The sequence below is a fragment of the Agrococcus sp. Marseille-Q4369 genome (assembly GCF_018308945.1).
Lineage (GTDB): Bacteria > Actinomycetota > Actinomycetes > Actinomycetales > Microbacteriaceae > Agrococcus.
The window spans coordinates 1,454,306-1,478,092 of the sequence record NZ_CP070501.1; the positions used below are offsets into that span (position 1 = coordinate 1,454,306).

The following is a 23,787-nucleotide window of genomic DNA, read 5'->3' on the forward strand; positions in this document are numbered from 1 at the left end:
CGCCGCGCGCTGCTCGATCCTGAGCGCTTCGCGCTCAGACGTACTGACCCGGCTCCTCGCCGAGCTCGCCGCCCGTGAAGGCGTCGAAGTCGAGGTACGACAGGTCGGACTCGTCGACGCCGCCGGCGTCGGCGAACAGGCGGTTCGGGTAGCGCTCCGCCTTCGCCTCCTCGGTGGCCTCGACCGTGACGTCGCGGTAGCGCGCCAGGCCGGTGCCGGCCGGGATGAGCTTTCCGATGATGACGTTCTCCTTGAGGCCGAGCAGCGGGTCGCGCTTGCCGGCGAGCGCCGCCTCGGTGAGCACCTTCGTCGTCTCCTGGAAGGAGGCGGCCGAGAGCCACGACTCCGTCGCGAGCGACGCCTTAGTGATGCCCATGACCTCCTGGCGGGCCGAGGCGGTCTTCTTGCCCTCGGTCAGCGCGGCGCGGTTGAGCTCGTTGTACCGCGAGCGGTCGACGAGCTCACCGGGCAGCAGGTCGGTCTCGCCGTGGTCGACGACGGTGACCTTGCGCAGCATCTGCCGCACGATGACCTCGATGTGCTTGTCGTGGATCGGCACGCCCTGCGAGCGGTACACGTCCTGGACGCCCGAGACCAGGTGCTTCTGCACCTCGCGGACGCCGCGCACGCGCAGCACCTCCTTGGGGTCGATCGAGCCGACCTGCAGCTGCTGGCCCTGCTCGACGTGGTCGCCGTCCCCGACCTCGAGCGTCGCGCGGCGCAGCACCTGGTAGGTGAGCTCCTCGTCGCCGTTGTCGGGCGTGATGACGACGCGCTTCGACTTCTCGTCCTCCTCGATGCGCACCCGACCGGCGACCTCGGCGATGGGCGAGGCGTTCTTCGGGGTGCGGGCCTCGAAGAGCTCCGTCACGCGGGGCAGACCCTGCGTGATGTCGCTCGCGCCGACCGATCCACCGGTGTGGAACGTGCGCATCGTGAGCTGCGTGCCGGGCTCGCCGATCGACTGGGCGGCGATGATGCCGACCGCCTCGCCGATGTCGACGAGCTTGCCGGTCGCGAGCGAGCGGCCGTAGCAGTGGGCGCAGACGCCGACCGCCGACTCGCACGTGAGCACCGAGCGCACCTTGACCGTCTCGACGCCGGCGCCGATGAACGCGCGGATCTCGCGGTCGCCGATGTCGGAGCCGCCGGTGGCGAGCACCGTGCCGTCGGAGGTGACGACGTCGACCGCGAGGTTGCGGGCGAATGCCGCGGACTCGACGTTCTCGTGCAGCACGAGCTGCCCGTCGATCGTCTCGGCGATCGGCACGTCGAGGCCACGCTCGGTGCCGCAGTCGTCCTCACGGATGATGACGTCCTGCGACACGTCGACGAGGCGACGCGTGAGGTAGCCCGAGTCGGCCGTGCGGAGCGCGGTGTCGGCCGAGCCCTTGCGCGCGCCGTGCGTGGCGATGAAGTACTCGGCGACCGTCAGCCCCTCGCGGTACGAGGAGATGATCGGGCGCGGGATGACCTCGCCCTTCGGGTTCGTCACGAGACCGCGCATGCCGGTGATGTTGCGCACCTGGATCCAGTTGCCGTTCGCGCCCGCGGTCACCATCCGGTAGATGGAGTTGCCCTCGTCGAACGCCTCCTGGGTGGCCTTCTGCACGTCGTTCGTGGCGCGGGTCCAGAGCTCGGTGAGGTCGCTGCGGCGCTCGGCGTCGGTCAGCAGGCCCTTCTCGAACTTGTCCTGGATCTTCCGGGCCGACTCCTCCGCGGCGCCGACGATCTCGTCCTTGCGCGCGGGGGTGATGACGTCGGAGAGCGCGACCGTGATGCCGGAGCGGGTCGCCCAGTGGAAGCCCGCGTCCTTGATCTTGTCGAGCGTCGCCGCCACCACGGTCTTCGGGTAGCGCTCGGCGAGCGCGTTCACGATGAGCGAGATGACCGGCTTCGCCGCGACCTCCGCGACGAACGGGAAGTCCGCCGGCAGCAGCTCGTTGAAGAGCGCGCGGCCGAGGGTCGTCTCGAGCAGGAACGGCTCACCGTCGACGAAGCCCTCCGGACGGTCCTGGTCGCGGAAGACGAGGTCCGACAGGCGGATGCGCACGACGGCGTTGAGGTCGAGCGTGCCCTGGTCCATGGCCATGATGGCCTCGGCGACCGAGGAGAACGCGCGGCCCGTGCCCACCGCATCCGCCTTGACGGACGTGAGGTGGTGGAGGCCCGAGACGATCTCGTGGGTCGGGAGCGTCACCGGTCGGCCGTCGGACGGCTTCAGGATGTTGTTCGACGCGAGCATCAGCACGCGGGCCTCGGCCTGCGCCTCGACCGAGAGCGGCAGGTGCACAGCCATCTGGTCGCCGTCGAAGTCGGCGTTGAACGCCGAGCAGACGAGCGGGTGCAGCTGGATGGCCTTGCCCTCGACGAGGAGCGGCTCGAACGCCTGGATGCCGAGGCGGTGCAGCGTGGGCGCGCGGTTCAGCAGCACGGGGCGCTCGCGGATGATCTCCTCGAGCACGTCCCACACCTGCGGCTTCGACCGCTCGACCATGCGCTTCGCGTGCTTGATGTTCTGCGAGTGGCCCAGGTCGATGAGGCGCTTGATGACGAACGGCTTGAACAGCTCGAGCGCCATCTGCTTCGGCAGGCCGCACTGGTGCAGCTGCAGCTGCGGGCCGACGACGATGACCGAGCGGCCCGAGTAGTCGACGCGCTTGCCGAGCAGGTTCTGGCGGAACCGGCCCTGCTTGCCCTTCAGCATGTCGGAGAGCGACTTGAGCGCGCGGTTGCCGGTGCCCGTGACGGGGCGGCCGCGGCGGCCGTTGTCGAACAGGGCGTCGACCGCCTCCTGCAGCATGCGCTTCTCGTTGTTCACGATGATCTCGGGGGCACCGAGGTCGAGCAGGCGGCGGAGTCGGTTGTTGCGGTTGATGACGCGGCGGTACAGGTCGTTCAGGTCGCTCGTCGCGAAGCGGCCACCGTCGAGCTGCACCATCGGGCGCAGCTCCGGCGGGATGACCGGGACGACGTCGAGCACCATCGCGGCCGGGCTGTTGCCCGTCTGCAGGAACGAGTTGACGACCTTGAGGCGCTTGATCGCACGGATCTTGCGCTGGCCCTTGCCCTCGGCGATCTGCTGGTGCAGGTCCTCGGACTCGGCCGCGAGGTCGAACGAGAGCAGGCGCAGCTTGATCGCCTCGGCGCCCATGTGGCCCTCGAAGAACTCGCCGTAGAGGTCGACGAGGTCGTGGTAGACCGCGTCCTCCGCCTTCAGGTCGCCGAGCTTGAGCGAGCGGAAGTCGTCGAAGACCCGCTCCATGTGGGCGATCTGGTCGTCGGCGATCTTGCGCAGCTGCGCCATCTCGCGCTCGCCCGCGTCGCGGACCTTGCGCTTCTGGTCGGCCTTCGCGCCCTCCTCCTCGAGCTCGGCGACATCCGTCTCGAGCTGCGCGAGGCGCTCGGCGATGTCTGCGTCGCGGCGCTTCTCGATCTCGCCGATCTTGAGGCGCAGCTCCTGCTCGAGCGCCGGCAGGCGCTCGTGGCGAGCCTCGTCGTCGACCCGGATGATCATGTACGCGGCGAAGTAGATGACCTTCTCGAGGTCCTTCGGCGCCATGTCGAGCAGGTAGCCGAGGCGGCTGGGCACGCCCTTGAAGTACCAGATGTGCGTCACCGGGGCGGCGAGCTCGATGTGGCCCATGCGCTCGCGGCGCACGGACGACTTCGTGACCTCGACACCGCAGCGCTCGCAGACGATGCCCTTGAAGCGCACGCGCTTGTACTTGCCGCACGCGCACTCCCAGTCGCGGCTGGGGCCGAAGATCTGCTCGCCGAACAGGCCGTCCTTCTCCGGCTTCAGCGTGCGGTAGTTGATGGTCTCCGGCTTCTTCACCTCGCCGTAGGACCATGCCCGGATGTCGTCGGCCGTTGCGAGGCCGATCCGCAGCTCATCGAACGTGGTTGCGTCGATCAATGCTTTTCCTCTTGTCTTCGAGTTCTGTTCTGCGGCTGCCGGATCAGATGTCGTCGATCGACGACATCTCGGGGCGCGAGAGGTTGATGCCGAGCTCCTCGGCCGTGCGGAGCGCCTCGTCCTCGTCGTCGCGCAGGGTGACGACGTCACCCGCGGCGTTGAGCACCTCGACGTTCAGGCACAGCGACTGCATCTCCTTCATGAGCACCTTGAAGGACTCGGGGATGCCGGGCTCCTGGATGTTCTCGCCCTTGACGATCGCCTCGTACACCTTCACGCGGCCGACGATGTCGTCGGACTTGATGGTGAGCAGCTCCTGCAGGGTGTAGGCGGCGCCGTACGCCTCGAGCGCCCAGACCTCCATCTCGCCGAACCGCTGGCCGCCGAACTGGGCCTTACCGCCCAGGGGCTGCTGCGTGATCATCGAGTAGGGGCCGGTCGAGCGAGCGTGGATCTTGTCGTCGACCAGGTGGTGGAGCTTGAGGATGTACATGTAGCCGACCGAGATCGGGTACGGGAAGGGCTCGCCCGAGCGGCCGTCGAAGAGGTCCGCCTTGCCGGAGCCGTCGACGAGCCGCTGGCCGTCGCGCGTCGGGAGCGTCGCGTCGAGCAAGCCGATGATGGCCTCCTCGGTCGCGCCGTCGAACACGGGGGTCGCGACCTTCGTGTTCGCGGGCGCCTCGAGCGTGCGCGGGTCGAGGCCCTCGGCCCAGTCGGGGGTGCCCTCGACCTTCCAGCCCGTCTTCGCGATCCAGCCGAGGTGCGTCTCGAGCACCTGGCCGAAGTTCATGCGCTTCGGGATGCCGAGCGGGTTGAGCACGATGTCGACCGGCGTGCCGTCCGCGAGGAACGGCATGTCCTCCTCGGGCAGGATCTTCGCGATGACGCCCTTGTTGCCGTGACGGCCGGCGAGCTTGTCGCCCTCGGTGATCTTGCGCTTCTGCGCGATGTAGACCACGACCTTCTCGTGCACGCCCGAGCCGAGCTCGTCGTCGCCGTCCTCAGCGCGGAACTGCTTGACGGCGATGACCGTGCCCTGCTCGCCGTGGGGCACCTTGAGGGACGTGTCGCGCACCTCGCGGCTCTTCTCGTTGAAGATCGCGCGCAGCAGGCGCTCCTCGGCGCTCAGCTCGGTCTCGCCCTTCGGCGTGACCTTGCCGACGAGGATGTCGCCCGGCACGACCTCGGCGCCGATGCGGATGATGCCGCGCTCGTCGAGGTCGGCGAGCAGGTCGGGACCGACGTTGGGGAGGTCACGCGTGATCTCCTCCTTGCCCAGCTTCGTGTCGCGGGCGTCGACCTCGTACTCCTCGATGTGGATCGACGAGAGCACGTCCTCCTTCACCAGGTTCTGGCTCAGGATGATGGCGTCCTCGTAGTTGTGGCCCTCCCACGGCATGAACGCCACGAGCAGGTTGCGGCCGAGGGCGAGCTCGCCCTGGTCGGTCGCGGGGCCGTCGGCGATGACCTCGCCGGCCTCGATGCGGTCGCCCGCCGAGACGATGACGCGGTGGTTGTACGACGTGCCCTGGTTCGAGCGGTCGAACTTGCGCAGGAAGTACTGCTGCGTGCCGCCCTCGTCGAGCTGCACCGTGACCAGGTCGGCCGAGACCTCGGCGACCACGCCCGACGCATCCGCCGTGATGACGTCGCCGGAGTCGATCGCGGCGAAGCCCTCCATGCCGGTGCCGACGTACGGCGACTCGGAGCGGACGAGCGGCACGGCCTGGCGCTGCATGTTCGCACCCATGAGGGCGCGGTTGGCGTCGTCGTGCTCGAGGAACGGGATGAGGCTCGTCGCGACCGACACCATCTGGCGCGGCGAGACGTCCATGTAGTCGACCTCGGTCGGGACGACGAGCTCGACCTCCTCGCCCTTGCGACGGGCGACGACGCGCTCCTCGACGAAGCGCTGCGACGAGTCGAGGCGGTTGTTCGCGTGGGCGACGACGAACTCGTCCTCCTCGGAGGCGGTGAGGTAGTCGATCTTCTCGCTCACGACGCCGTTCTCGACCCGGCGGTACGGGGTCTCGATGAAGCCGAACGAGTTGATGCGCGCGAAGGTCGCGAGCGAGCCGATGAGGCCGATGTTCGGGCCCTCAGGCGTCTCGATCGGGCACATGCGGCCGTAGTGCGAGGGGTGCACGTCGCGCACCTCGACGCCTGCACGCTCGCGCGAGAGGCCGCCGGGGCCGAGCGCCGAGAGGCGACGCTTGTGGGTCAGGCCCGCGAGCGGGTTGTTCTGATCCATGAACTGCGACAGCTGCGAGGTGCCGAAGAACTCCTTGATCGCCGCCGAGACCGGACGCACGTTGATGAGCGTCTGGGGCGTGATCGCCTCGATGTCCTGCGTCGACATGCGCTCGCGCACGACGCGCTCCATGCGAGCCAGGCCCGTGCGGACCTGGTTCTGGATGAGCTCGCCGACCGCGCGGATGCGACGGTTGCCGAAGTGGTCGATGTCGTCGACGTCGAGGCGGATGTCGACCGGCTCGCCCTTGCGGACGCCCGGCAGGGTCGTGTCGCCGTTGTGCAGCGCGACGAGGTACTTGATGGTCGCGACGATGTCGTCGACCGAGAGCACCGAGTCGCTCATGGGCACGTCGATGCCGAGCTTGCGGTTGATCTTGTAGCGGCCGACCTTCGCGAGGTCGTAGCGCTTCGGGTTGAAGTAGAAGTTGTCGAGCAGCGCGCGGGCGGCCTCGGCGGCGACCTGCTCGCCCGGACGCAGCTTGCGGTAGATGTCGCGGAGGGCGTCCTCCTTCGTCATCGGCGCGTCCTTCTCGAGCGTCGCGAGGATCGACTCGTAGCCGGCGAACTCGCGCGCGATGTCCTCGGCGGTGAGGCCGAGCGCCTTGAGGAAGACCGTGACGGACTGCTTGCGCTTGCGGTCGATGCGCACGCCGACGGCGTCGCGCTTGTCGACCTCGAACTCGAGCCACGCGCCGCGGCTCGGGATGACGCGAGCCGAGTAGACGTCCTTGTCGGAGTTCTTCTCGGGGGTGCGCTCGAAGTAGACGCCGGGGCTGCGGACGAGCTGCGAGACGACCACGCGCTCGGTGCCGTTCACGATGAACGTGCCCTTCTCGGTCATGAGCGGGAAGTCGCCCATGAAGACGGTCTGCGACTTGATCTCGCCCGTCTCGTGGTTCATGAACTCAGCGGAGACGTAGAGCGGAGCGGCGTAGGTCTTGCCGCGCTCCTTGCACTCGTCGATCGTGTACTTCGGCACGTCGAGGACGGGCTCCGAGAACGAGAGCTGCATCTTCTCGCTCAGGTCCTCGATCGGGGAGATCTCCTCGAAGATCTCCTCGAGCCCCGAGTGCGCGGGGATGTCGTCGCGGCCGGCGGCCGTCGCCTCGTCGAGGCGGGCCTTCCACGCGTCGTCGCCGATGAGCCATTCGAAGCTCTCGGTCTGCAGCGCCAGCAGGTCGGGGACGGTGAGCGTCTCCGGGATTCGGGAGAAGCTCAGTCGGCTTGCGTTCCGACCGGTCTTGGGGCTCAGTTCAGCCAAGGCAGATACCTCCGGGCCGGGAAGGGTTGCGGGTCTTCCCGGGATCGTGTCGTCGGTGAGAGACTCGTCAACACCCTTGAAGCGCCCGGTGTCCGGGCGCGCGCCGACCGCAATATGAAGGCAGAGGGGATGTCTGTGAGCGCAAAGAATCACTGTACGCCTCGCGGCCCCGCGTGTCCAGTCACCGCGGCGTGTCGGCTGGCGCTCGCCCGGACGTCGATGCTAGCGCGGCGCGCGGACGGCTCGCGGTAGCGACAGGATGGGAGCGTGGAGACACCGAGCCGCCGCCTCTCGAGCGGCATGCACGCCGAGATGCGCTACGCCTCGGCGGGGGGCTGGCAGCTCGTCGTCGACGGCACGCCGCAGTCGCACGTCGACCCCGAGCGCCCGCAGCTGCTCGTCTACGAGTACGTGCAGCAGATCGGCCACGTCATCGACGCGCTCGAGCCCGGCCCCATCACCGCGGTGCACCTCGGCGCCGGCGCGCTGACGCTCCCCCGCTACGTCGACGCGACCCGGCCGGGCTCGCGCCAGCAGGTCATCGAGCTCGAGCCGGCGCTCGTCGAGCTCGTGCGCGAGGTCGCCCCGCTCCCCCGCGGCACGAGCGTGCGGCTGCGCTACGGCGATGCTCGCGAGCAGCTCGCCCGCTTGCCGAAGGGGCTCGTCGGCGCCGCCGACCTCGTGGTCGTGGATGTGTTCTCGGGCTCCCAGACGCCGGCCCACGTGACGACCGTGGAGTTCCACGCGCTCGTGCGCGAGCTGCTCGCCCCGGCAGGGGTCGTCGCGGTGAACATCGCCGACGACCGGCAGCTCGCGTTCGCGAAGCGTCAGCTCGCGGCCCTGCTCGAGGTGCACGCCGAGGCGGCCGCGCTCGCCGACCCCGGCATGCTCAAGGGTCGCCGATTCGGCAACGTCGTCGCGATCGCGGGCGCGGCGCTCCCCGACCTGGAGGCGATCGGCCGGGCGCTGCGCCGCGACCCGCTGCCGGGCAAGGTCGTCGCGGGCGACGAGCTCCGCCGCTTCCTCGGCGGCGCGCTGCCGGCGCGCGACGCCGATGCGACGCCGAGCCCCGCGCCGAGCCGCGGCATCTTCGGCTGACCGCCCGCTCCGCTCGCCCCATCCGCGCGCTGAGCGAGTCGAAGCGGCTCGCGGCGCGGCCTCCCGGCGGAACCGCGAACCTGCGGCACGATGTCGGGATGAGCGAGTCGATCGGCTACGACCAGACCGCGCTGCGCAACGCCGTCGACGTGGCGGCCGCCGCCCGCCGGCTCCGCGAGCTCGGGCGCGAGCGCTCGCTCGCCGCCGTCTCGGAGCGCGCGTGGCTGCTCGAGAGCATCGGGCGGCTCGACGAGGCGCTCGCCGCCGCGAGCGAGGCGGTGACGCTCGCCCGCGCGTCGGGCTCGCGCGACCGCGCCGCCGAGGCCCGGCTGCTGCGCGCATCCGTGGTGCAGACGCGCGGCGACCTCTCGACGGCGCTCCGCGAGTGCACCGCGATCATCGCCGAGGCGCGCTCGAACGACTGGGTCGAGCTGTGGGCGCACGCGCTCCAGCAGCGCGGCACCGTGCACTTCGCGCTCGGCCGCTGGCAGGAGGCGTGCGTCGACTTCACCGTCGCCGTCGAGCTGTGCCGCGAGGCCGACCTGCCGCCCGAGCAGCTCGAGGCCGCCGAGATCGCGCTGCTCGTCGCGACCGACCGTGCGCAGACCGAGGCGGTGCGGGCCGAGCAGGACGTGCCGCGCGCGAGCCACCCGATCTGGGGCGGGCGCTGACCCTCCACAGGCTCGCCTCGCCGGTTCGCGCCGCGCGGTGCACTGCTGGCATGCTCGCTGCCGGCGGGAGGTGACGGATGGCGGAGCTCGAGCGGGTGCGGGTGTGGGCGGAGGCCCTCATCCGGCTGCACCTCGACGAGTCGTGGAGCTTCGATTTCGATCGCGCCGTCAAGCGCGCGGGCCTCACCGACTTCCGCGCGCGGCGCATCTCAGTCTCGAAGCACCTCGCCGCCCGCTGGGATGACGACGATGTGCACCAGACGCTGCTGCACGAGGTGGCGCACGCGATGGTCGGGCCCGGCGCGGGCCACGGTCCGGTGTGGCGACGCGCGGCCCGCGAGCTCGGCTACGTCGGCGGGCGCACGCACCAGGGCGAGATCGCGGCGGAGCGCGCCGGCTGGCTCGGCGAGTGCCCGGGCGGCCACGAGCACGTGCGCTTCCGGGCGCCGCGGGGGCGCTACGCGTGCAAGGCATGCTCGCGCTCGGCCCGGCGAGTGGTCGAGATCCGGTGGCGGCGTCGGGTGACGGCGTGACGTCGCGGCGACTCTCGAGCGGCCGTGAGGCGCGGCTCGATGCGGTCGACGACGGCCTCGTGCTCGTGATCGACGGCATCGAGCAGTCGCACATCGCGGCGCCAGGGACCGCGCCTCGGCACGCGTCGGCGCGCTGGATGCTCGCGGCGGCGCTCGAGTGCCTCGCCGGCGGCGGGCGGCGCGCGCTGCACCTCGGCGGCGGCGCAGCGACCCTGCCGCGGCTGCTGCAGCACGAGCTGCCCCACCTCGCCCAGCGGGTCGTCGAGCTCGAGCCGGCGCTCGCCGAGCTCGTGCGAGCCGAGGCGCCGCTCCCCGGCGGCGTCGAGCTCGAGGTCGGTGATGGCCGCGCGGTGCTCGAGGCGCTCACCGAGCCCGTCTCGATCGTGCTCTCGGATGTCTTCGGCGGCGGCAGCGTGCCGGCACCGTTCACGTCGATCGAGTTCTACGCCGCCGCGCGCGCGGCGCTCGAGCCGGGCGGCGCGCTGCTCGTCAACTCCGCCGACGGGCCGCCGCTCGCGTTCGTGCGCGCGCAGCTCGCGACCGTGCGGGCCGTCTTCGCGCACGTCGCCCTCATCTCGACCGGCTCGACCCTCGCGGGTGCGCGCTTCGGCAACGTCGTGCTGCTCGCGAGCGACGCGCCGCTGCCCGTCGACGCGATCCGCGAGCGGCTCCGCGGCGAGGCGCCGCCCGTCGCCGTGCTCCCGTGGTCGAGGCTCGAGCGGTTCGTCGCCGACACCGCGCCCGAGCCGATCACCGACGCGACCGCGGTCGACTCCGCGCCGCCGTCGCGCTCGGCCTACCTCGGGCCGGGCGCCCTGCCGCCGTCGCTGCTCGAGCGCGACGGCGACTGATCCCGCTCGGGGCGGCCCGACGCATCCGACCCCGCACCCTCGGCCGGCGCGACGTCGACCGCGCTCGACGCCGCGGGCGGCATGTCGTCGGGTGGCGCCGCGGCGTCGTAGGAGGCGCTGATCTGCCGGTACGACTTCGTCAGCATCGCGAGCGCCGCGGCGATGATCATGACGACGCCGCCGACGAGGAACACGAGCGCGATGCCGCGCGCGACGCCGGCGCCGAGCAGCGGCTCGAGCGCCGCCGAGCCCTCGCTCGAGCGCGCCCACGGGAGGATCCAGAACTCGGCGAGCGGTGCGATGAGGAACGCGGTGGTCGGTGCCGCCGCCCCCTCGAACGCCATCGCGAAGCCGAACACGCGACCTTGCCGCGAGAGCGGCACGACGCGCTGGATGATCGTCTGCTCGGCAGCCTCGGCGGCCGGGATACGAGATGCTCGAAGCCGCCGGCTGGATCGTGGTCCGCATCACGAAGCCCGATGTCGCGGGCTCGGGAGTCCGCTGCGCGAGGCGCGTGCGCGCCGCGCTGGCCCGTCGCGCGTAGCGCGTAGCGCGTAGCGCTCGACCGTGTCCACGCAGCCACATGCACGCTCTTGCGGCTCGAGGCGCCGCCGAGCAGCAGGAGCGTGCACATCGCGGCAGGGTGCCGGTCGGCGGCGGCCCGCCGCGGCGTCAGTCGCGCGAGTGGCGCGCGGCGTCAGTCGCGCGAGTCGCGCGCGCCCGCCCACAGGTCGACGCCCGGCTCGTCGCGCGCGAGCTCGTCGATCGCCGCAAGCTCGTCGGCGCTGAACGAGAGGCCGCCGAGCGCCGCGATGTTCTGCTCGAGCTGCTCGAGCCGCGACGCGCCGATCGTGAGCGACGTCATGCGCTCGTCGCGCAGCGCCCACGCGAGCGCGAGCTGCGCGAGTGACTGCCCGCGCGACTCGGCGATGCGGGCGAGTCCTCGGAGTCGCTCGGCCGCCTCGGGCGAGAGGCTCGCGTCGAGCGATCCCCGCGCGCTGCCGAGCGCTGCCCGCGACCCCTCGGGCACCCCGTCGAGGTACTTGCCGGTCAGGAGCCCCTGCGCGAGCGCGGTGAAGCCGATGACCCCGATGCCGAGCTCACCCGCGGCGTCGAGCAGCCCATCCGTCTCGATCCAGCGGTTGAGCATCGAGTACGACGGCTGGTGGATCGTGAGCGGCGTGCCGAGCGAGTCGAGGATCGCGTGCGCGCGGCGCGTCTCGTCGGCCGAGTAGCTCGAGACGCCGACGTAGAGCGCGCGGCCCGAGCGCACGATGTGGTCGAGGGCCGCCATCGTCTCTTCGAGCGGCGTCTCGGGGTCGGGCCGGTGGTGGTAGAAGATGTCGACGTAGTCGAGCCCCATGCGCTGCAGCGACTGGTCGAGGCTCGCGACGAGGTACTTGCGGCTGCCGCCGAAGCCGTAGGGTCCGGGCCACATGTCCCAGCCGGCCTTCGTCGTCACGAGGATCTCGTCGCGGTGCGCGCCGAGGTCGCTCGCGAGCACGCGGCCGAAGTTCGACTCGGCCGCGCCGTAGGGCGGGCCGTAGTTGTTGGCGAGGTCGAAGTGCGTCATGCCGCGGTCGAAGGCGCCGAGGATGAGCTCGCGCTGCCGCTCGAGCGGCACGTCGTCGCCGAAGTTGTGCCACAGGCCGAGCGTGAGCGCCGGCAGCTTGAGGCCGGAGGAGCCGGCGCGGCGGTACTGCATCGCGCCGGGTCGGTCGATGTCGTAGCGGGTGGGGTCGGGCTGCCAGCTCATCGTGCGGCTCCTCCGTGTTCGGCACGCGCGGCGGACTCGGCGGCGAAGAGCGACTGCGTCGCGCCGCGGAGCCCAACGGCGGCCGCGCACGCCGCTGCGCACGCGGGGCTGTGGAAGTCGATGCCGAGCTCGGCGAGCGCGTCGACGACGCGGCCAGCGACGAGCAGGTCGGCGGCGTTCGGGCGCAGGCTGCCGTCGCCCCAGCGATCCCCCGCCGCGACGATCGCGATCGAGGCGCGCTCGCCGAGCCGCACCTGCTCGTCGAGCGCCGCTTGGGCGATGTCGGATGCGTTCGCGAGCGTCGCGTCGAGCACGAGCGTCGTGCGGGGCGCACGATCCTGCAGCTCGGCCGACTCGGGGCCCCGGTCGGCGTCCGCGATCACGATGACGTCGGCCGCGGCCGCGTCGATCCCGGCGGGACCCCACTCGAGGGTCACCTGGTGCTGCGCGCTCATGCGCCCAGCCTACGGAGCGCGACCCTGCGCATCCGCCCTACTCATCCGCCCTGCGTCGTCCCGAGTCCGCCCTGCGTCGTTCCGAGTCAGCGCAGCGCCGTCGCGAGTCAGCGCAGCGCGCCGCAGTGCGCGAGCGCCGCGCGCACGAGGCTGCCGCGGCCGCCCTCCATCTCGCTCGTGACGAGCTCGGACGCGGCGGCCTCGGGGCTGAGCCACGTGAGCTCGAGCGCGTCCTGCCGCGGGTCGCACGTGCCGGTGACGGGCACGATGTAGCAGAGCGACACCGCGTGCTGGCGCTCGTCCGAGAAGATGCCGTCGCCCGGGAGCGGGAAGTACTCGGCGATGTGGAAGGGCACGGGGCTCGCGGGCAGCTGCGGGAACGCCATCGGCCCGAGGTCCTTCTCGAGGTGCCGGTAGAGCGCGTCGCGCACGCGCTCGCCGCGCAGCACGCGGCCCGAGACGACCGTGCGGGTCATGACGGCCTGCTCGTTCATGCGCAGCAGCAGCCCGACCTCCGTCACCTGCCCCATGCCGTCGAGCCGCACGGGGATCGCCTCGACGTAGAGGATCGGCAAGCGCTCGCGAGCGTGCTGCAGCTCCTCGTCGCTGAGCCATCCGGGGTTGGGGTCGGGAGTGCGCACGGCCATGCGCTCCATTGTGCCTCGGCCGACCTCCAGCCGCTCGGAGAGGGGCGGATGCGTCGGCGGCTACGGGCGCAGGCGCCGGCCCGAGCGGTCGGCCCAGCGCGCGAGCGCGAACCAGGCGGCGACGACGACGAGCGCGAGCACGACCGAGGGGATGTCGCCGAGCCGCGCGAACGCGCCGACCGGATCGGGGTCCGGCAGGGCCTCGAGCAGCGTGCGCAGCGCGAGCGTCGTCGCGACCGCGAGCAGGCTGACGCGGCCGACGGCCGCGAAGGGCTCCGCGAGGGCACCGAGCGTCGAGGTGCCGCCGCGCAGGTCGGTGTCGATGACCGGATGCGCGACCGTCGCGAGCACGGCGGCGAGCGTCGCGACGCCCAACGTGAGCGGCGGCGTCCAGACCGCGACGGCCGGCTCGAGCGCCTGCTGCCCCCACATCGTGGGCGTGAAGTAGGCGATGACGCCGAGCACCGCGAAGAGCGTCGCGGCGAGCAGCCCGAAGCCGATCACGCGCGGCCGCTGGCGGCCCGTGATGCTGCGCGCGCGGAGGAAGCCGTGCACGAGCGCGGCGCCGGCCGCGGCTGGCACCGCGAGGCCGAGGCCCGCGACGACCGTCGTGACCGCTTGCACGACGAGCGGATCGGCCGACACGCCCGCGGCATCCGCGACGCCCCCCACGACGAGCGTCGCGGGGCTGCAGACGTCGCTGAGCGCACCGCACGTGCCGCTCGCGAGCCACAGCGCGCCCGAGCCGATGAGCGCGACGATCGCGAGCGCCGCGACCCACCCCGACCAGCTGCGCGCGAGCAGCCCGAGGAAGCCGAGCGCCGCGATCGCGATCGCGAGCTGCACGAGCGGGCCGGCCACGGGCATCCGCTCGAGTCCGCCGAAGGTGCCGGCGCCCGGGTCGAACGGCACCCCCGCGGCGGCGCCGGCGATGAGCGCCGCGAGCGCCGAGAGCAGCAGGCCGAGGCCGAGCAGCAGCAGCGATCGCAGCGCGACCCGGCCGCCGGACGTCCAGTCGCGGTGCTGCGCCATCGCGAACGCGCAGCCCGCGATGAGTGCGAACGTCGGCATCGCGAGCGCGTCGATGCCGATCGCGCCCCACGGCTCCGACGCGGGCACCGGGCGGCGGGGCGCCGCGAGCCACGCGACGGTCGCGAGCACGAGGAGGCCGCGGGCGGCGTCGAGCGAGACGACGCGGCCGATCCGCTTGCCGCGCGCCGGCCGCCGGGCAGGGCCGCGTCCGCCGGCCGCGGGCATGACGCGCGTGGTCGCCGATGTGCTCGTCACGGGTGCGCCTCCATGCTTCGAGGCTACTGTCGAGGGGAGCGGCGCGGCGGGCGCCCGAGAGGAGCGCGAGATGCAGCAGATCGACGCGGATGCGGTGCAGTGGCGGGACGGCACCGGTGACGAGCTGCTCGTGGTCATGCACGGCATCGGCTCGCACGAGGGCGACCTGTTCGGGCTCGCTCCGCACCTGCCGGCCGAGCTGACGATCGCATCGCTGCGCGCGCCGATCCCCTACGGCGGCGGCTTCGCGTGGTTCGACTTCTCGCCGATCGACAGCGACGACGACTCCCTCATCAACGCGACCGCCGAGGGCGTGCTCGCGTGGCTCGACGGGCTCGAGCGGCGCTACTCGCGCGTGCACCTGCTGGGCTTCTCGCAAGGCGGCGCGATGGCGGTGCAGCTCGCGCGGCTCGCGCCGGAGCGGTTCGCGTCGATCGCCCACCTGTCGTCGTTCGTGCACGCGGGCGAGCTGCCCGGTGACACCGAGCTCGCCGCCCGCGAGCCGCGGCTGCCGCTGCTCGCGACGATCGGCGAGCTCGACGACGTCATCCACAAGGACAAGATCGTCCGCTCGGCGCCGTGGCTCGACGCGCACTTCGACGTCGACCGGCGCACCTACCGGCGCGCGCACACGATCGTGGGCGAGGAGCTCGCCGACGTCGTCGGCTTCCTGCAGCGGGTCTGAGCGCGCCGATCGAGCGTCCCGGCGCACGGGCGGCGGACGGCAGGATGGAGCCATGGAACGGTTCCGGCTGGGCGGCGTGCCGGGCGTGACGCCGGCGAAGTGGATGCGGGTGTGGGCCGAGCGCGTGCCCGACGTGCCGATCGAGCTCGTCGCGCTCGACGAGGCCGACGCGGTGCCCGCGCTGCGCGACGGCCGTGCCGACGCCGTCCTCGCGCGCCTGCCGATCGAGACGGAGGGCATGCACCGCGTGCCGCTCTACGACGAGCTCGCCGTCGTCGTCGCCCCCGTCGGCCATCCGATCGTCGCGTTCGAGACCGTGACGCTCGCCGACCTCGAGGGCGAGCAGCTGCTCGAGTCGGGCGACCTCTCCCCTGCGCAGCTGCTCGAGGTCGTCGCCTCGGGCGCGGGGCTCGCAATCGTGCCGATGTCGGTCGCGCGAGCGGTCGGCGGCCCGAACACCCGCCATCGGGTGGTGACGGATGCGCCCACCACGACGATCGCGCTCGTCTGGCCCGAGCGCGCGGACTCCGCGCTGCACCAGGAGCTCATCGGCATCGCGAAGGGCCGCCGCGCGGGTTCCTCGCGCGGCCGGGAGCGCGAGCACCGCGTCGAGCCCGGCAACGCCGCGACCGGCGCGAAGCCCCGCCCCTCGAAGCCGAAGCCATCGCCGGCCCAGCGCCCCCGCAAGCGCGGCGGCCACGGCCGCGGCGGCCGCCCGGGTCCCGGCGGCCGCCGCTGACCCGAACCGCGCGACGCCCGCCCCCGCCCGCCCGCCCGGCGCAGAGTGCCGGCACTCTGCGCGCTGAGCGCCGCAGAACAGCAGAGTGGCGGCACTCTGCCGGCACCCGGCGCGGGAACGGCGAAGGCCCCGCGCTCTCGCCGAGCGCGGGGCCTCCCGCTGGCGGTGACGGTGGGATTTGAACCCACGGTGGAGGGTTACTCCACACGACTTTTCGAGAGTCGCACCTTCGGCCGCTCGGACACGTCACCAAGGGAATATCGTACACAGCCTCGGACCCGCTCGCGAACCGGCGCCTGCCGTCAGGGCAGCAGCGCCTTCACGCGGCGCACCTCGTGCAGCCCCTCCTCGACCTTCTCCCCGCCGTCGAGGTGCCAGCCGCGCGCGTCGTAGAACGCGGCGGCCCGCTCGTTGCCCGCGAGCATCCACAAGTAGGCCCTGCGGTGCCCATCGGCGATGAGCCGCCGCTCGACCTCCGCGAGCAGCGCCTTGCCGACACCCCGCGACCAGCGCTCGGTGTGCGCGTAGATCGCGTAGAGCTCGCCCGTGACGCCGTCGAGCACCTCGCGAGCCCGGCCGGCGCTCGCCCACCCGACCACCTCGCCGTCGGCCACCGCGACGAGGTCGTGGCTGCCCGCATCCGCGTGGTGCTCATCCCACCGCTCGACGCGGTGCGCCGTCTCGCGCTGCACGTCGAGGCGATCGAGCACCTCCTTCGGCACGAGCCCCGAGTAGGCGGCCCGCCAGGTCTCGATGCGCACGCACGCGATGCCTGCGGCGTCGGCGACCGTGGCGTCGCGGACGTGCGCGGTCATGCGGCCTCCTCCGGTGCGGCGTCGATGACGCAGAAGCGGTTGCCCTCGGGGTCCTCCATGATCACGTAGTCGGCGTCGGGCGGTCGCTTCGACCACTCGACGCGACGGGCGCCGAGCGCCTCGAGCCGCTCGACCTCGGCCCGCTGGTCGTCGGCATACAGGTCGAGGTGGATGCGCGGGGGCAGGATGCGCTCGCTCGGCACGGCGTCGAGGGAGACGTTGGGCCCGGCTCCCGCTCGCGGCCGCAGCAGCACGAAGTCTGTCTCGATCGGCTCGCGCGGCTCGTAGTCGAGCGCCGCGGCCCAGAAGCGCAGCTGGCGCTCCAGGTCGCTGCACCGGATCACGATCGAGCCGACGGTCAGCATGTCCGCGAGCGTAGTGGGTGAAGGGGGCTCATGACCCGCGATCGTGCACACTCGCGCTCGCGTCGTCGACGGCATGTCGGCGGCGGCCGATAGCGTCGATCGCATGGCCAAGTCCCCCGCGTTCCGCTGCTCCGAGTGCGGGTGGACGACCCTCAAGTGGGTCGGGCGCTGCGGGGAGTGCCAGCAGTGGGGCACCGTCGAGGAGGTCGGCATGCCCGCGAAGGGCGTCGCCGCGGCCTCGGTGCCCGCGTCTCGCGCGGCCCGGCCGATCACCGCGCTCGAGACGGCGGAGGCGCCGCGCTGGCCGACGGGCATCGCCGAGTTCGACCGCGTGCTCGGCGGCGGCATCGTGCCGGGCGCGGTCGTGCTGTGCTCGGGCGAGCCGGGCGTCGGCAAGTCGACGCTGCTGCTCGCGGTCGCCGCGCGCGCTGCCTCGAGCGGCCGCCGCGTGCTCTACGTCTCGGGCGAGGAGTCGATCGCGCAAGTGCGGCTGCGCGCCGAGCGCACGGGCGCGCTCGAGCCGCAGCTGTACCTCGCGAGTGAGACCGACCTCGCGACGATCCTCGGCCAGGTGCGCGACACCGCGCCGGAGCTCGTGATCGTCGACTCCGTGCAGACGGTCGCGAACGCCGCGAACGAGTCGCTCGCGGGCGGGCCGAGCCAGGTGCGCGACGTCGCCGCCGCGCTCACGAGGGCCGCGAAGGATGCGGGCGTGCCGCTCCTGCTCGTCGGCCACGTCACGAAGGACGGCTCGGTCGCCGGTCCCCGCGTGCTCGAGCACCTCGTCGACGTCGTCGCGCACTTCGACGGCGATCGGCAGACGGCGCTGCGCTTCGTGCGCACCTCGAAGAACCGCTTCGGGCCGACCGATGAGGTCGGCTGCTTCGAGATGACGGGCGACGGCATCCTCGAGGTGCCCGACCCCTCCGGCCTCTTCCTCTCGCGCTCCGCGACGCCGCTCGCCGGCACGTGCGTGACGATCGCGCTCGAGGGCCGCCGCGCGCTCCCGGTCGAGATGCAGGCCCTCGTCGTGCCCGCGTCGACCGCTCAGCCGCGCAGGGTCGTGAACGGCGTCGACTCCTCGCGCGTCGCGATGGTCATCGCGGTGCTCGAGCGGCACGCCGGCATCGCGCTCGGCAACCAGGACGTCTACGTCTCGACCGTCGGCGGCATCCGCGTCACCGAGCCGGGCGCCGACCTCGCGATCGCGCTCGCGATCGCGAGCGCCTTCCGCAACACCGCGCTGCCCCGTGAGCTCGCCGCGGTCGGCGAGATCTCGCTCGCGGGCGAGATCCGCGCCGCCTCGGCGGCGAAGCGGCGAGCGGCCGAGGCGCGCAGGCTCGGCTACGCGCGAGTCGTCGACGAGGGCGTCGCGCTCGTGCGAAGCGCCGTCGCCGAGACGCTCGCGGCAGGCCGCCGCCAGCGGCAGCACGACCCGCTCGAAGCCGTCCCCGGCTTCTGAGCCGCCGGCCTCACTCGAGGATGAACTGCCGGCTCTCGGCGCTCGCGTAGTCGCCGACCCGCACGCTGAGGTTGTAGGCGGCACCGCCCGCCGTCACCTGCGGGCGCTCGGCCGTGCACGTCTCGATCGACGACGGGGTGCGGTCCCACTCGATCGGCACGGTCGACTGCGGCGTCGCGGGCTCGAGCTGCACCATGTTGTCCTGCACGTCGGCGGCGCAGTCGGTGTAGCGGTAGACGACCTCATCGCCCGTGCGGATCTCGTACTCCTGCACGGCGGTGCCGGCGTTGAGCGAGCACGCGCTCTCCCCGGTGTTCTCGATCGTGAACGACAGCAGCACGGGCTCGCCGGCCGCGTACGTCGAGTGATCGGTCGTCGGCGTGATGCGCACGGCCTCGGGCGCGCACGGCTCACCGGGCGCGGCGCTCGGGCTTCCGCCGATCGGGGTGAACGGCGTCGTCGGGGTCGGCGTGGGCGTCTCCGACTCGACGGGCGCGGCGCTCGCGATCTCGCTCGGCGGGGTCGCGGGCGGCGGTGCCTCGCCCGGCTCCCACGGCCGCCAGACGAGCAGCGCGGCAGCGGCGACCGCGATGACGAGCACGAGGCCGAGCAGCGTGCGACGCCGACGCACCGCGGCGCGGCGCTTGGCTGTCTTCGGCGTGCTCACCGATCCAGGGTAGGCGTCGGACGCGGGCTCACAGCCGCTTGAGCATGCGTGTGTTGCCGAGCGTGTTGGGCTTCACGTGCGCGAGGTCGAGGAACTCGGCGACGCCGCCGTCGGCCGAGCGCAGCAGCTCGACGAAGACCTCGGGCTCGACGACCTGCTCGGCGACCTCCTCGTAGCCGTGGCGGCCGAAGAAGTCGGTCTCGAACGTGAGGCAGAACAGCCGCGTGAGCCCCAGCTGCCGCGCGCGCTCCTCGAGGTCGACGAGCATGGCGTGGCCGACGCCCTTGCCGAGCGCACCCTCCGCGACGGCGATGGTGCGCACCTCGCCGAGGTCCTCCCACATGACGTGGAGCGCGCCGCAGCCGACCACCTGCCCGTCGCGCTCCGCGACGACGAACTCCTGCACGGCCTCGAAGAGCGTCACGAGCTCCTTGCCGAGCAGGATGCGTCGGCGCACGTAGGGCTCGATGAGGTCGCGCATCGCGCGCACGTCGCTCGTGCGCGCGGCCCGCACGGTGAGCTCGGAGCGATCGGGGGCAGGAGCGGGTGCGTCGGCCATAGGGATCGAGCCTACGCCCCTCCCCGTTCGAGCCCACCCGCGCGCTGGAGCTCAGGCGACCCGATAGACGAGCCGCGCGAACTGCCCCACCCGACGCACCTCGACGAGCGTGAGCCGGTCGGACTCGACCCGGCGCGGCATGAGCGGCGCGCCGCTCGGGAGCGCGACGGGCGCGACCGAGATCGCAACCTCGTCGAGCGCGCCCGCGTCGAGGAACTGGCCGGCGAGGTCGCCGCCGCCCACAACCCAGATGTCGCCGTCGCCGGCCGCCGCCCGCAGCTCCGGCAGCGCGTCGGCGACCGAGCCCCGGAGGAAGCGGATGTCGGAACCCTCCGGCACGGGCAGCTCGCGGGTCGTGAAGACGAACGCCGGCCGCTCGCCCGCGAAGTCGTGCCACGCCTGATCCCGCCCCGTCGCGTGCCACTCGCGGAGCATCCACTCGTAGGTGTGTGCGCCGAGCACCATCACCGTCGCGTCGGCCGGCAGCAGGGTGTCGTCGGGATCGGTGCCGCCGTCGACGGCGAAGAGCCACGCGAGCGAGTGCTCGTCGTCGGCGAGGAAGCCGTTGATGGTCGTCGCGGTGTCGAAGATGATGCGTGCCATGGGCGGGACGCTAGGGCGCACCGCCCACACGCGGGCGGACGACGGAGGGGCGGAGCCGCAGCCCCGCCCCTCCGCGATCGATCGATCAGCCGATCAGTCGCAGCTGCCGAGCCACGCAACCGTGGCCGAGAGCGACGGCTCCCCGCCGAGCAGCGTCACCGAGGTGGGCTGCAGTCGGTCGAGCTCAGCGAGCACGCGCGAAGGCACGCACGCCGAGGTGCTGATCAGCAGGGGCGCACCCTGGGCACCGGCGACCGCGCCGCCCGCGAGGGCGTCGGGGAAGCTGTACCCGGAGGCGAGGTAGGCGCCGTTCGGAGCCGCGTCGAACGCCGAGGCCGTCACGATCGCGCTGGTCGCGAAGCGGTCGACCCCGCCGAGCCGGCGGACGCTGAAGCCGGCGTCGACGAACTGTGCGGCGTTCGACGACGGCACGGCCTTGGTGTCGCCGACGATCCGGACCCGCGCAACGCCGAGGCCCTCGAGCGTCGAGATCGTCGCGGCCGGGACGGCCTCGCGCGTGTCGACGAGGACGAGCGGCATGTCGAGGTGGCCCGCCGCGGCACCCGCGGAGAGGGCGTCGGGGAACCGCAGGCCGGTGGCGACGTACGCGCCGTCGGCCGACTCGAACGCGTACTCCGCGACGAGGCGGCTCGTCTCGAAGCGATCGGCGCCGGCGATCCGGTCGATCGTCGTGACGCCGTCGACCTCGCCGATCGACGCCTCGACCGCGGCGCTGAGCGTCGGCTCGCCGCCGACGATCACGACGCGCTCGGCGCCGAGCCGGTCGATCTCGGCGAGCACGTCGTAGGACACCGAGCCGTGGCGCGCGAGGAGGAGCGGGCCACCCTCGTGCGCGGCGGCCGGGGCTGCCGTGAGCGCGTCGGGCCAGCGCTCGCCGCTCGCGACGTAGACGACCGGAGCGCCCTCGGGGTACGCGGCCCTCGAGATCTCGACCGCGGTCTGGAAGCGGTCCTCGCCCGCGATGCGGGACGTGGGCTCGACGACCTCGAGCTGGAACGGCACCTCGCTCGTAGCGGTGCGCACCGCGTAGGCGGCGGTGACGGGGCCGGCGACCGTGGCCTCGGGCGTCGAGACCGTGAACGTCACGGTCGCCGACGTCGTGAGCGGGTTGCCGGAGGCATCGGTGTTGACGACGACGTCGCCCGTGCCGACGACGGCACCGGTCTCGTCCACGATCTCGACCGTCTCGGACGCCTCGGCGCCGAGCGAGCGGATGCGGTCGAGCTGGCGCACCTCGACGGTGTGCTCAGAGCCCGCGGCGACCGCGCCCTCCGGCAGGCCGACGACGTCGACGTGCCGCACCGAGTAGTCGGGCGCGAGGCCCGGGTTGTCGGCGAGGTACGCGAGCAGCGCGTCGAGGTCGACGAGGCCCGAGTCGCGCTCGTCGGTGCCCTCGGCGAACGCCCAGAAGTTGTCGCCAGGGGTGCCGCCGTTGACGCCCATGAGGAACGAGGCGCTCGCGATGCGGATCTCCTGGTCGGGCGAGACGAACTCGCCGTCGATCGCGATGTCGCTCACGCGGTCGTCGATCGCCCGCGACGGGTCGGAGACGTACGTGACGTTGTCGCTCAGGCCGAGCTGCAGGTAGGTGCGGCCCGTCGCGAGCGGCACGCCTGCGGCGTCGCGCTGCCACTGCTGCTCGAGCAGCAGGTCGAGCTCAGCACCGGTCATCGTGATCGTCCAGAGGTTGTTGATGAACGGCAGCACGTTGTTCGCCTCGGCGAGGCGCACGACACCGTCCTCGGTCTCGGGCGAGGTCGCGGCGTACAGCAGGCTGTCGCGCACGCCACCCGGGTTGACGATGCCGATCTCGGCGCCGCCGCGGCCCTCGGGGGCGAGCTGGTCGCGGTACATGTTCGCGACCATCTGCGCCGCGGTCGACTCCTCGCCGCGGTTGCCGTTCGAGAGCGCCGGCACGGTGATCGGGCCCGAGATCGTGCCGACCTCGACGTTGCCGATCACTGCGGCCTCGGCGACCGCCGCGTCGACGATCTGCTTGACGGCCGCGACGCGCGGGAACGCGGCGACGAGGTCGGCGGCAGGAGCGGTCGTGCGCGCGTGGTTCGTGAGCACCTCGACCGAGACGTCGAGCGACGCGCGGTCGACCGCCAGGACGACCTGGCCGACGAGGTTGGAGTACTCGTTCGACTGCACGATGGGGCGCGTCTCGCCCGCGACGCCCGGCACGGGCGCGAGCCACGAGTAGGTGCGGTGCGTGTGGCCGTTGAAGATGACGTCGACGTCGGCGGAGAGGCTGTTGACCATGTCGCCGAAGGGACCGCCGGCAGCCGCGTCGGCACCGAGCAGCGCCTGCTGGTCGGCCTGCGGGGCGTTGACCGGGAGCACGACCTGCGAGCCCTCGTGGATCTCGGCGACGATCACGTCGGCCTCGCCGTTCGCGGCGTTGCCGTCGGAGAGGGCGGCTGCGACCTCGTTGACGGCGACCACCGGGTCGCCGAACTCGACGCCCACGATGCCGGAGCCGTCGACGAGCGACGGCGTGAACTCCGTCACGGCACCGACGACGCCGACGGTGATGCCGTCGATCTCGACGAGCTCGTACGCGGGGCCGATCGGAGCGCCGTTCAGCGTGACGTTCGCCGAGAGGTAGGGGAACTCGATGAGGTCGGCCACGCGGCCGGTGAGGTCGTCGACACCCTTGTCGAACTCGTGGTTGCCGACCGCGGCGGCGTCGACGCCCATGGCGTTCAGCACCTCGATCGTCGGCTCGTCGCCCTGCGAGGCGGACGTGAAGGCGGATGCGCCGATGTTGTCGCCGCCCGAGAGCAGGACGGTCGACTCGGGATAGTCGACGCGCAGCTGCTCGATCGTGCCGGCGAACTGCACGGTCGTCGTCGCGTCGAGTCGGCCGTGGAAGTCGTTGAAGTGCAGGAGGTTGACGACCGCCGTGGTCGTCGGGTCGACGGTGATGGGCGCGGCGTTCGCGACCGTCGGGGTGCTCACGAGCAGCCCGACGCCCAGCGCGCAGGCGGCTCCGGCCGCGAGCGAGCGCTTCGCTTTGGTGTTCACAGGATCTCCGAAGGCAAGGTGACAGGGGGTGGTGCGGGGCACCGTGACTGAGCCTATGGAGCGCGGGGCCGATTGGCGACCCCTCCGGGAGTCGGATCGGTGAATGGTGG

General features: G+C 72.5%; 19 protein-coding genes, 1 tRNA gene and 1 pseudogene. 7 read left to right on the forward strand and 14 right to left on the reverse strand.

The window, feature by feature from the left end:
• Window positions 1-34 precede the first annotated feature (34 nt).
• Together rpoC and rpoB are read right to left on the reverse strand one after the other, a co-directional pair.
• Entirely contained in the window at window positions 35-3,919 is a 3,885-nt protein-coding gene (rpoC, locus tag JSQ78_RS07315; protein WP_211446739.1) for a DNA-directed RNA polymerase subunit beta', read from the reverse strand.
• Window positions 3,920-3,962: 43 nt separating this feature from the next.
• Window positions 3,963-7,433, reverse strand: coding sequence for a DNA-directed RNA polymerase subunit beta (gene rpoB, locus JSQ78_RS07320; protein WP_211446740.1), 3,471 nt, complete (start codon window positions 7,431-7,433; stop codon window positions 3,963-3,965).
• A gap of 267 nt (window positions 7,434-7,700) precedes the next feature.
• Here rpoB and JSQ78_RS07325 point away from each other — a divergent pair, with 267 nt between their 5' ends.
• The 4 genes from JSQ78_RS07325 to JSQ78_RS07340 all read left to right on the forward strand — a co-directional run bounded on the left by JSQ78_RS07325 (window position 7,701) and on the right by JSQ78_RS07340 (window position 10,586).
• Window positions 7,701-8,531 (forward strand): spermidine synthase, encoded by an 831-nt coding sequence (locus JSQ78_RS07325; RefSeq protein ID WP_249295516.1) that lies wholly within the window; start codon window positions 7,701-7,703, stop codon window positions 8,529-8,531.
• A 98-nt stretch (window positions 8,532-8,629) separates the two neighbouring features.
• Window positions 8,630-9,202, forward strand: coding sequence for a hypothetical protein (locus JSQ78_RS07330; protein ID WP_211446742.1), 573 nt, complete (start codon window positions 8,630-8,632; stop codon window positions 9,200-9,202).
• A gap of 77 nt (window positions 9,203-9,279) precedes the next feature.
• Entirely contained in the window at window positions 9,280-9,735 is a 456-nt protein-coding gene (locus tag JSQ78_RS07335) for a SprT-like domain-containing protein (RefSeq protein ID WP_211446744.1), read from the forward strand.
• Window positions 9,732-10,586 carry a spermidine synthase gene (locus tag JSQ78_RS07340; RefSeq protein WP_211446745.1) on the forward strand — a complete coding sequence of 285 codons (855 nt, stop codon included), beginning with the start codon at window positions 9,732-9,734 and terminating at the stop codon, window positions 10,584-10,586. The genes JSQ78_RS07335 and JSQ78_RS07340 overlap by 4 nt, the downstream gene beginning before the upstream one ends.
• A 92-nt stretch (window positions 10,587-10,678) precedes the next feature.
• Here JSQ78_RS07340 and JSQ78_RS07345 read toward each other — a convergent pair.
• The 5 genes and pseudogenes from JSQ78_RS07345 to JSQ78_RS07365 all read right to left on the reverse strand — a co-directional run.
• Window positions 10,679-11,014: pseudogene (locus JSQ78_RS07345) on the reverse strand (MFS transporter); the annotation flags it as partial.
• 269 nt (window positions 11,015-11,283) lie between these two features.
• A complete protein-coding gene (mgrA, locus tag JSQ78_RS07350; RefSeq protein ID WP_211446746.1) occupies window positions 11,284-12,342 on the reverse strand; it encodes an L-glyceraldehyde 3-phosphate reductase in 1,059 nt (352 codons plus the stop codon).
• Complete coding sequence (locus JSQ78_RS07355; RefSeq protein ID WP_211446747.1) at window positions 12,339-12,797, reverse strand: hypothetical protein; 459 nt, start codon at window positions 12,795-12,797, stop codon at window positions 12,339-12,341. The genes mgrA and JSQ78_RS07355 overlap by 4 nt, the downstream gene beginning before the upstream one ends.
• Window positions 12,798-12,904: 107 nt before the next feature.
• Window positions 12,905-13,444 (reverse strand): NUDIX hydrolase family protein, encoded by a 540-nt coding sequence (locus JSQ78_RS07360; RefSeq protein ID WP_211446748.1) that lies wholly within the window; start codon window positions 13,442-13,444, stop codon window positions 12,905-12,907.
• Window positions 13,445-13,504: 60 nt separating this feature from the next.
• On the reverse strand, window positions 13,505-14,731 hold the full coding sequence (locus tag JSQ78_RS07365) for a hypothetical protein (RefSeq protein WP_211446749.1): 1,227 nt from the start codon (window positions 14,729-14,731) through the stop codon (window positions 13,505-13,507).
• Window positions 14,732-14,801: 70 nt separating this feature from the next.
• On the opposite strand from JSQ78_RS07365, the gene JSQ78_RS07370 reads away from it, so the two are divergent.
• Window positions 14,802-15,416 carry an alpha/beta hydrolase gene (locus JSQ78_RS07370; protein WP_211446750.1) on the forward strand — a complete coding sequence of 205 codons (615 nt, stop codon included), beginning with the start codon at window positions 14,802-14,804 and terminating at the stop codon, window positions 15,414-15,416.
• 52 nt (window positions 15,417-15,468) lie between these two features.
• Window positions 15,469-16,155: a LysR substrate-binding domain-containing protein gene (locus JSQ78_RS07375; protein ID WP_211446751.1), complete on the forward strand. Its 687-nt coding sequence runs from the start codon at window positions 15,469-15,471 to the stop codon at window positions 16,153-16,155.
• Window positions 16,156-16,315: 160 nt separating this feature from the next.
• On the opposite strand, the gene JSQ78_RS07380 is transcribed toward JSQ78_RS07375, so the two are convergent.
• The 3 genes from JSQ78_RS07380 to JSQ78_RS07390 form a co-directional block, all read right to left on the reverse strand.
• Window positions 16,316-16,406, reverse strand: a tRNA-Ser gene (locus tag JSQ78_RS07380).
• Between the two features lie 51 nt (window positions 16,407-16,457).
• The gene (locus tag JSQ78_RS07385; protein ID WP_211446752.1) at window positions 16,458-16,970 is read right to left on the reverse strand and encodes a GNAT family N-acetyltransferase; all 513 of its coding nucleotides are present in this window, start codon (window positions 16,968-16,970) and stop codon (window positions 16,458-16,460) included.
• Window positions 16,967-17,335, reverse strand: a complete 369-nt coding sequence (locus JSQ78_RS07390; protein ID WP_211446753.1) for a VOC family protein — start codon at window positions 17,333-17,335, stop codon at window positions 16,967-16,969. The genes JSQ78_RS07385 and JSQ78_RS07390 overlap by 4 nt, the downstream gene beginning before the upstream one ends.
• A gap of 103 nt (window positions 17,336-17,438) precedes the next feature.
• On the opposite strand from JSQ78_RS07390, the gene radA reads away from it, so the two are divergent.
• Window positions 17,439-18,797 carry a DNA repair protein RadA gene (radA, locus tag JSQ78_RS07395; protein WP_211446754.1) on the forward strand — a complete coding sequence of 453 codons (1,359 nt, stop codon included), beginning with the start codon at window positions 17,439-17,441 and terminating at the stop codon, window positions 18,795-18,797.
• 10 nt (window positions 18,798-18,807) lie between these two features.
• Here the strand turns inward: radA and JSQ78_RS07400 are convergent, their stop codons facing one another.
• The 4 genes from JSQ78_RS07400 to JSQ78_RS07415 all read right to left on the reverse strand — a co-directional run bounded on the left by JSQ78_RS07400 (window position 18,808) and on the right by JSQ78_RS07415 (window position 23,677).
• Window positions 18,808-19,464, reverse strand: coding sequence for a hypothetical protein (locus tag JSQ78_RS07400; protein WP_211446755.1), 657 nt, complete (start codon window positions 19,462-19,464; stop codon window positions 18,808-18,810).
• 28 nt (window positions 19,465-19,492) lie between these two features.
• Complete coding sequence (locus JSQ78_RS07405; RefSeq protein ID WP_021010956.1) at window positions 19,493-20,023, reverse strand: amino-acid N-acetyltransferase; 531 nt, start codon at window positions 20,021-20,023, stop codon at window positions 19,493-19,495.
• A 51-nt stretch (window positions 20,024-20,074) separates the two neighbouring features.
• Entirely contained in the window at window positions 20,075-20,626 is a 552-nt protein-coding gene (locus tag JSQ78_RS07410; protein ID WP_211446756.1) for a dihydrofolate reductase family protein, read from the reverse strand.
• 93 nt (window positions 20,627-20,719) lie between these two features.
• Window positions 20,720-23,677: a cell wall-binding repeat-containing protein gene (locus JSQ78_RS07415; protein ID WP_211446757.1), complete on the reverse strand. Its 2,958-nt coding sequence runs from the start codon at window positions 23,675-23,677 to the stop codon at window positions 20,720-20,722.
• Between the last annotated feature and the right edge of the window lie 110 nt (window positions 23,678-23,787).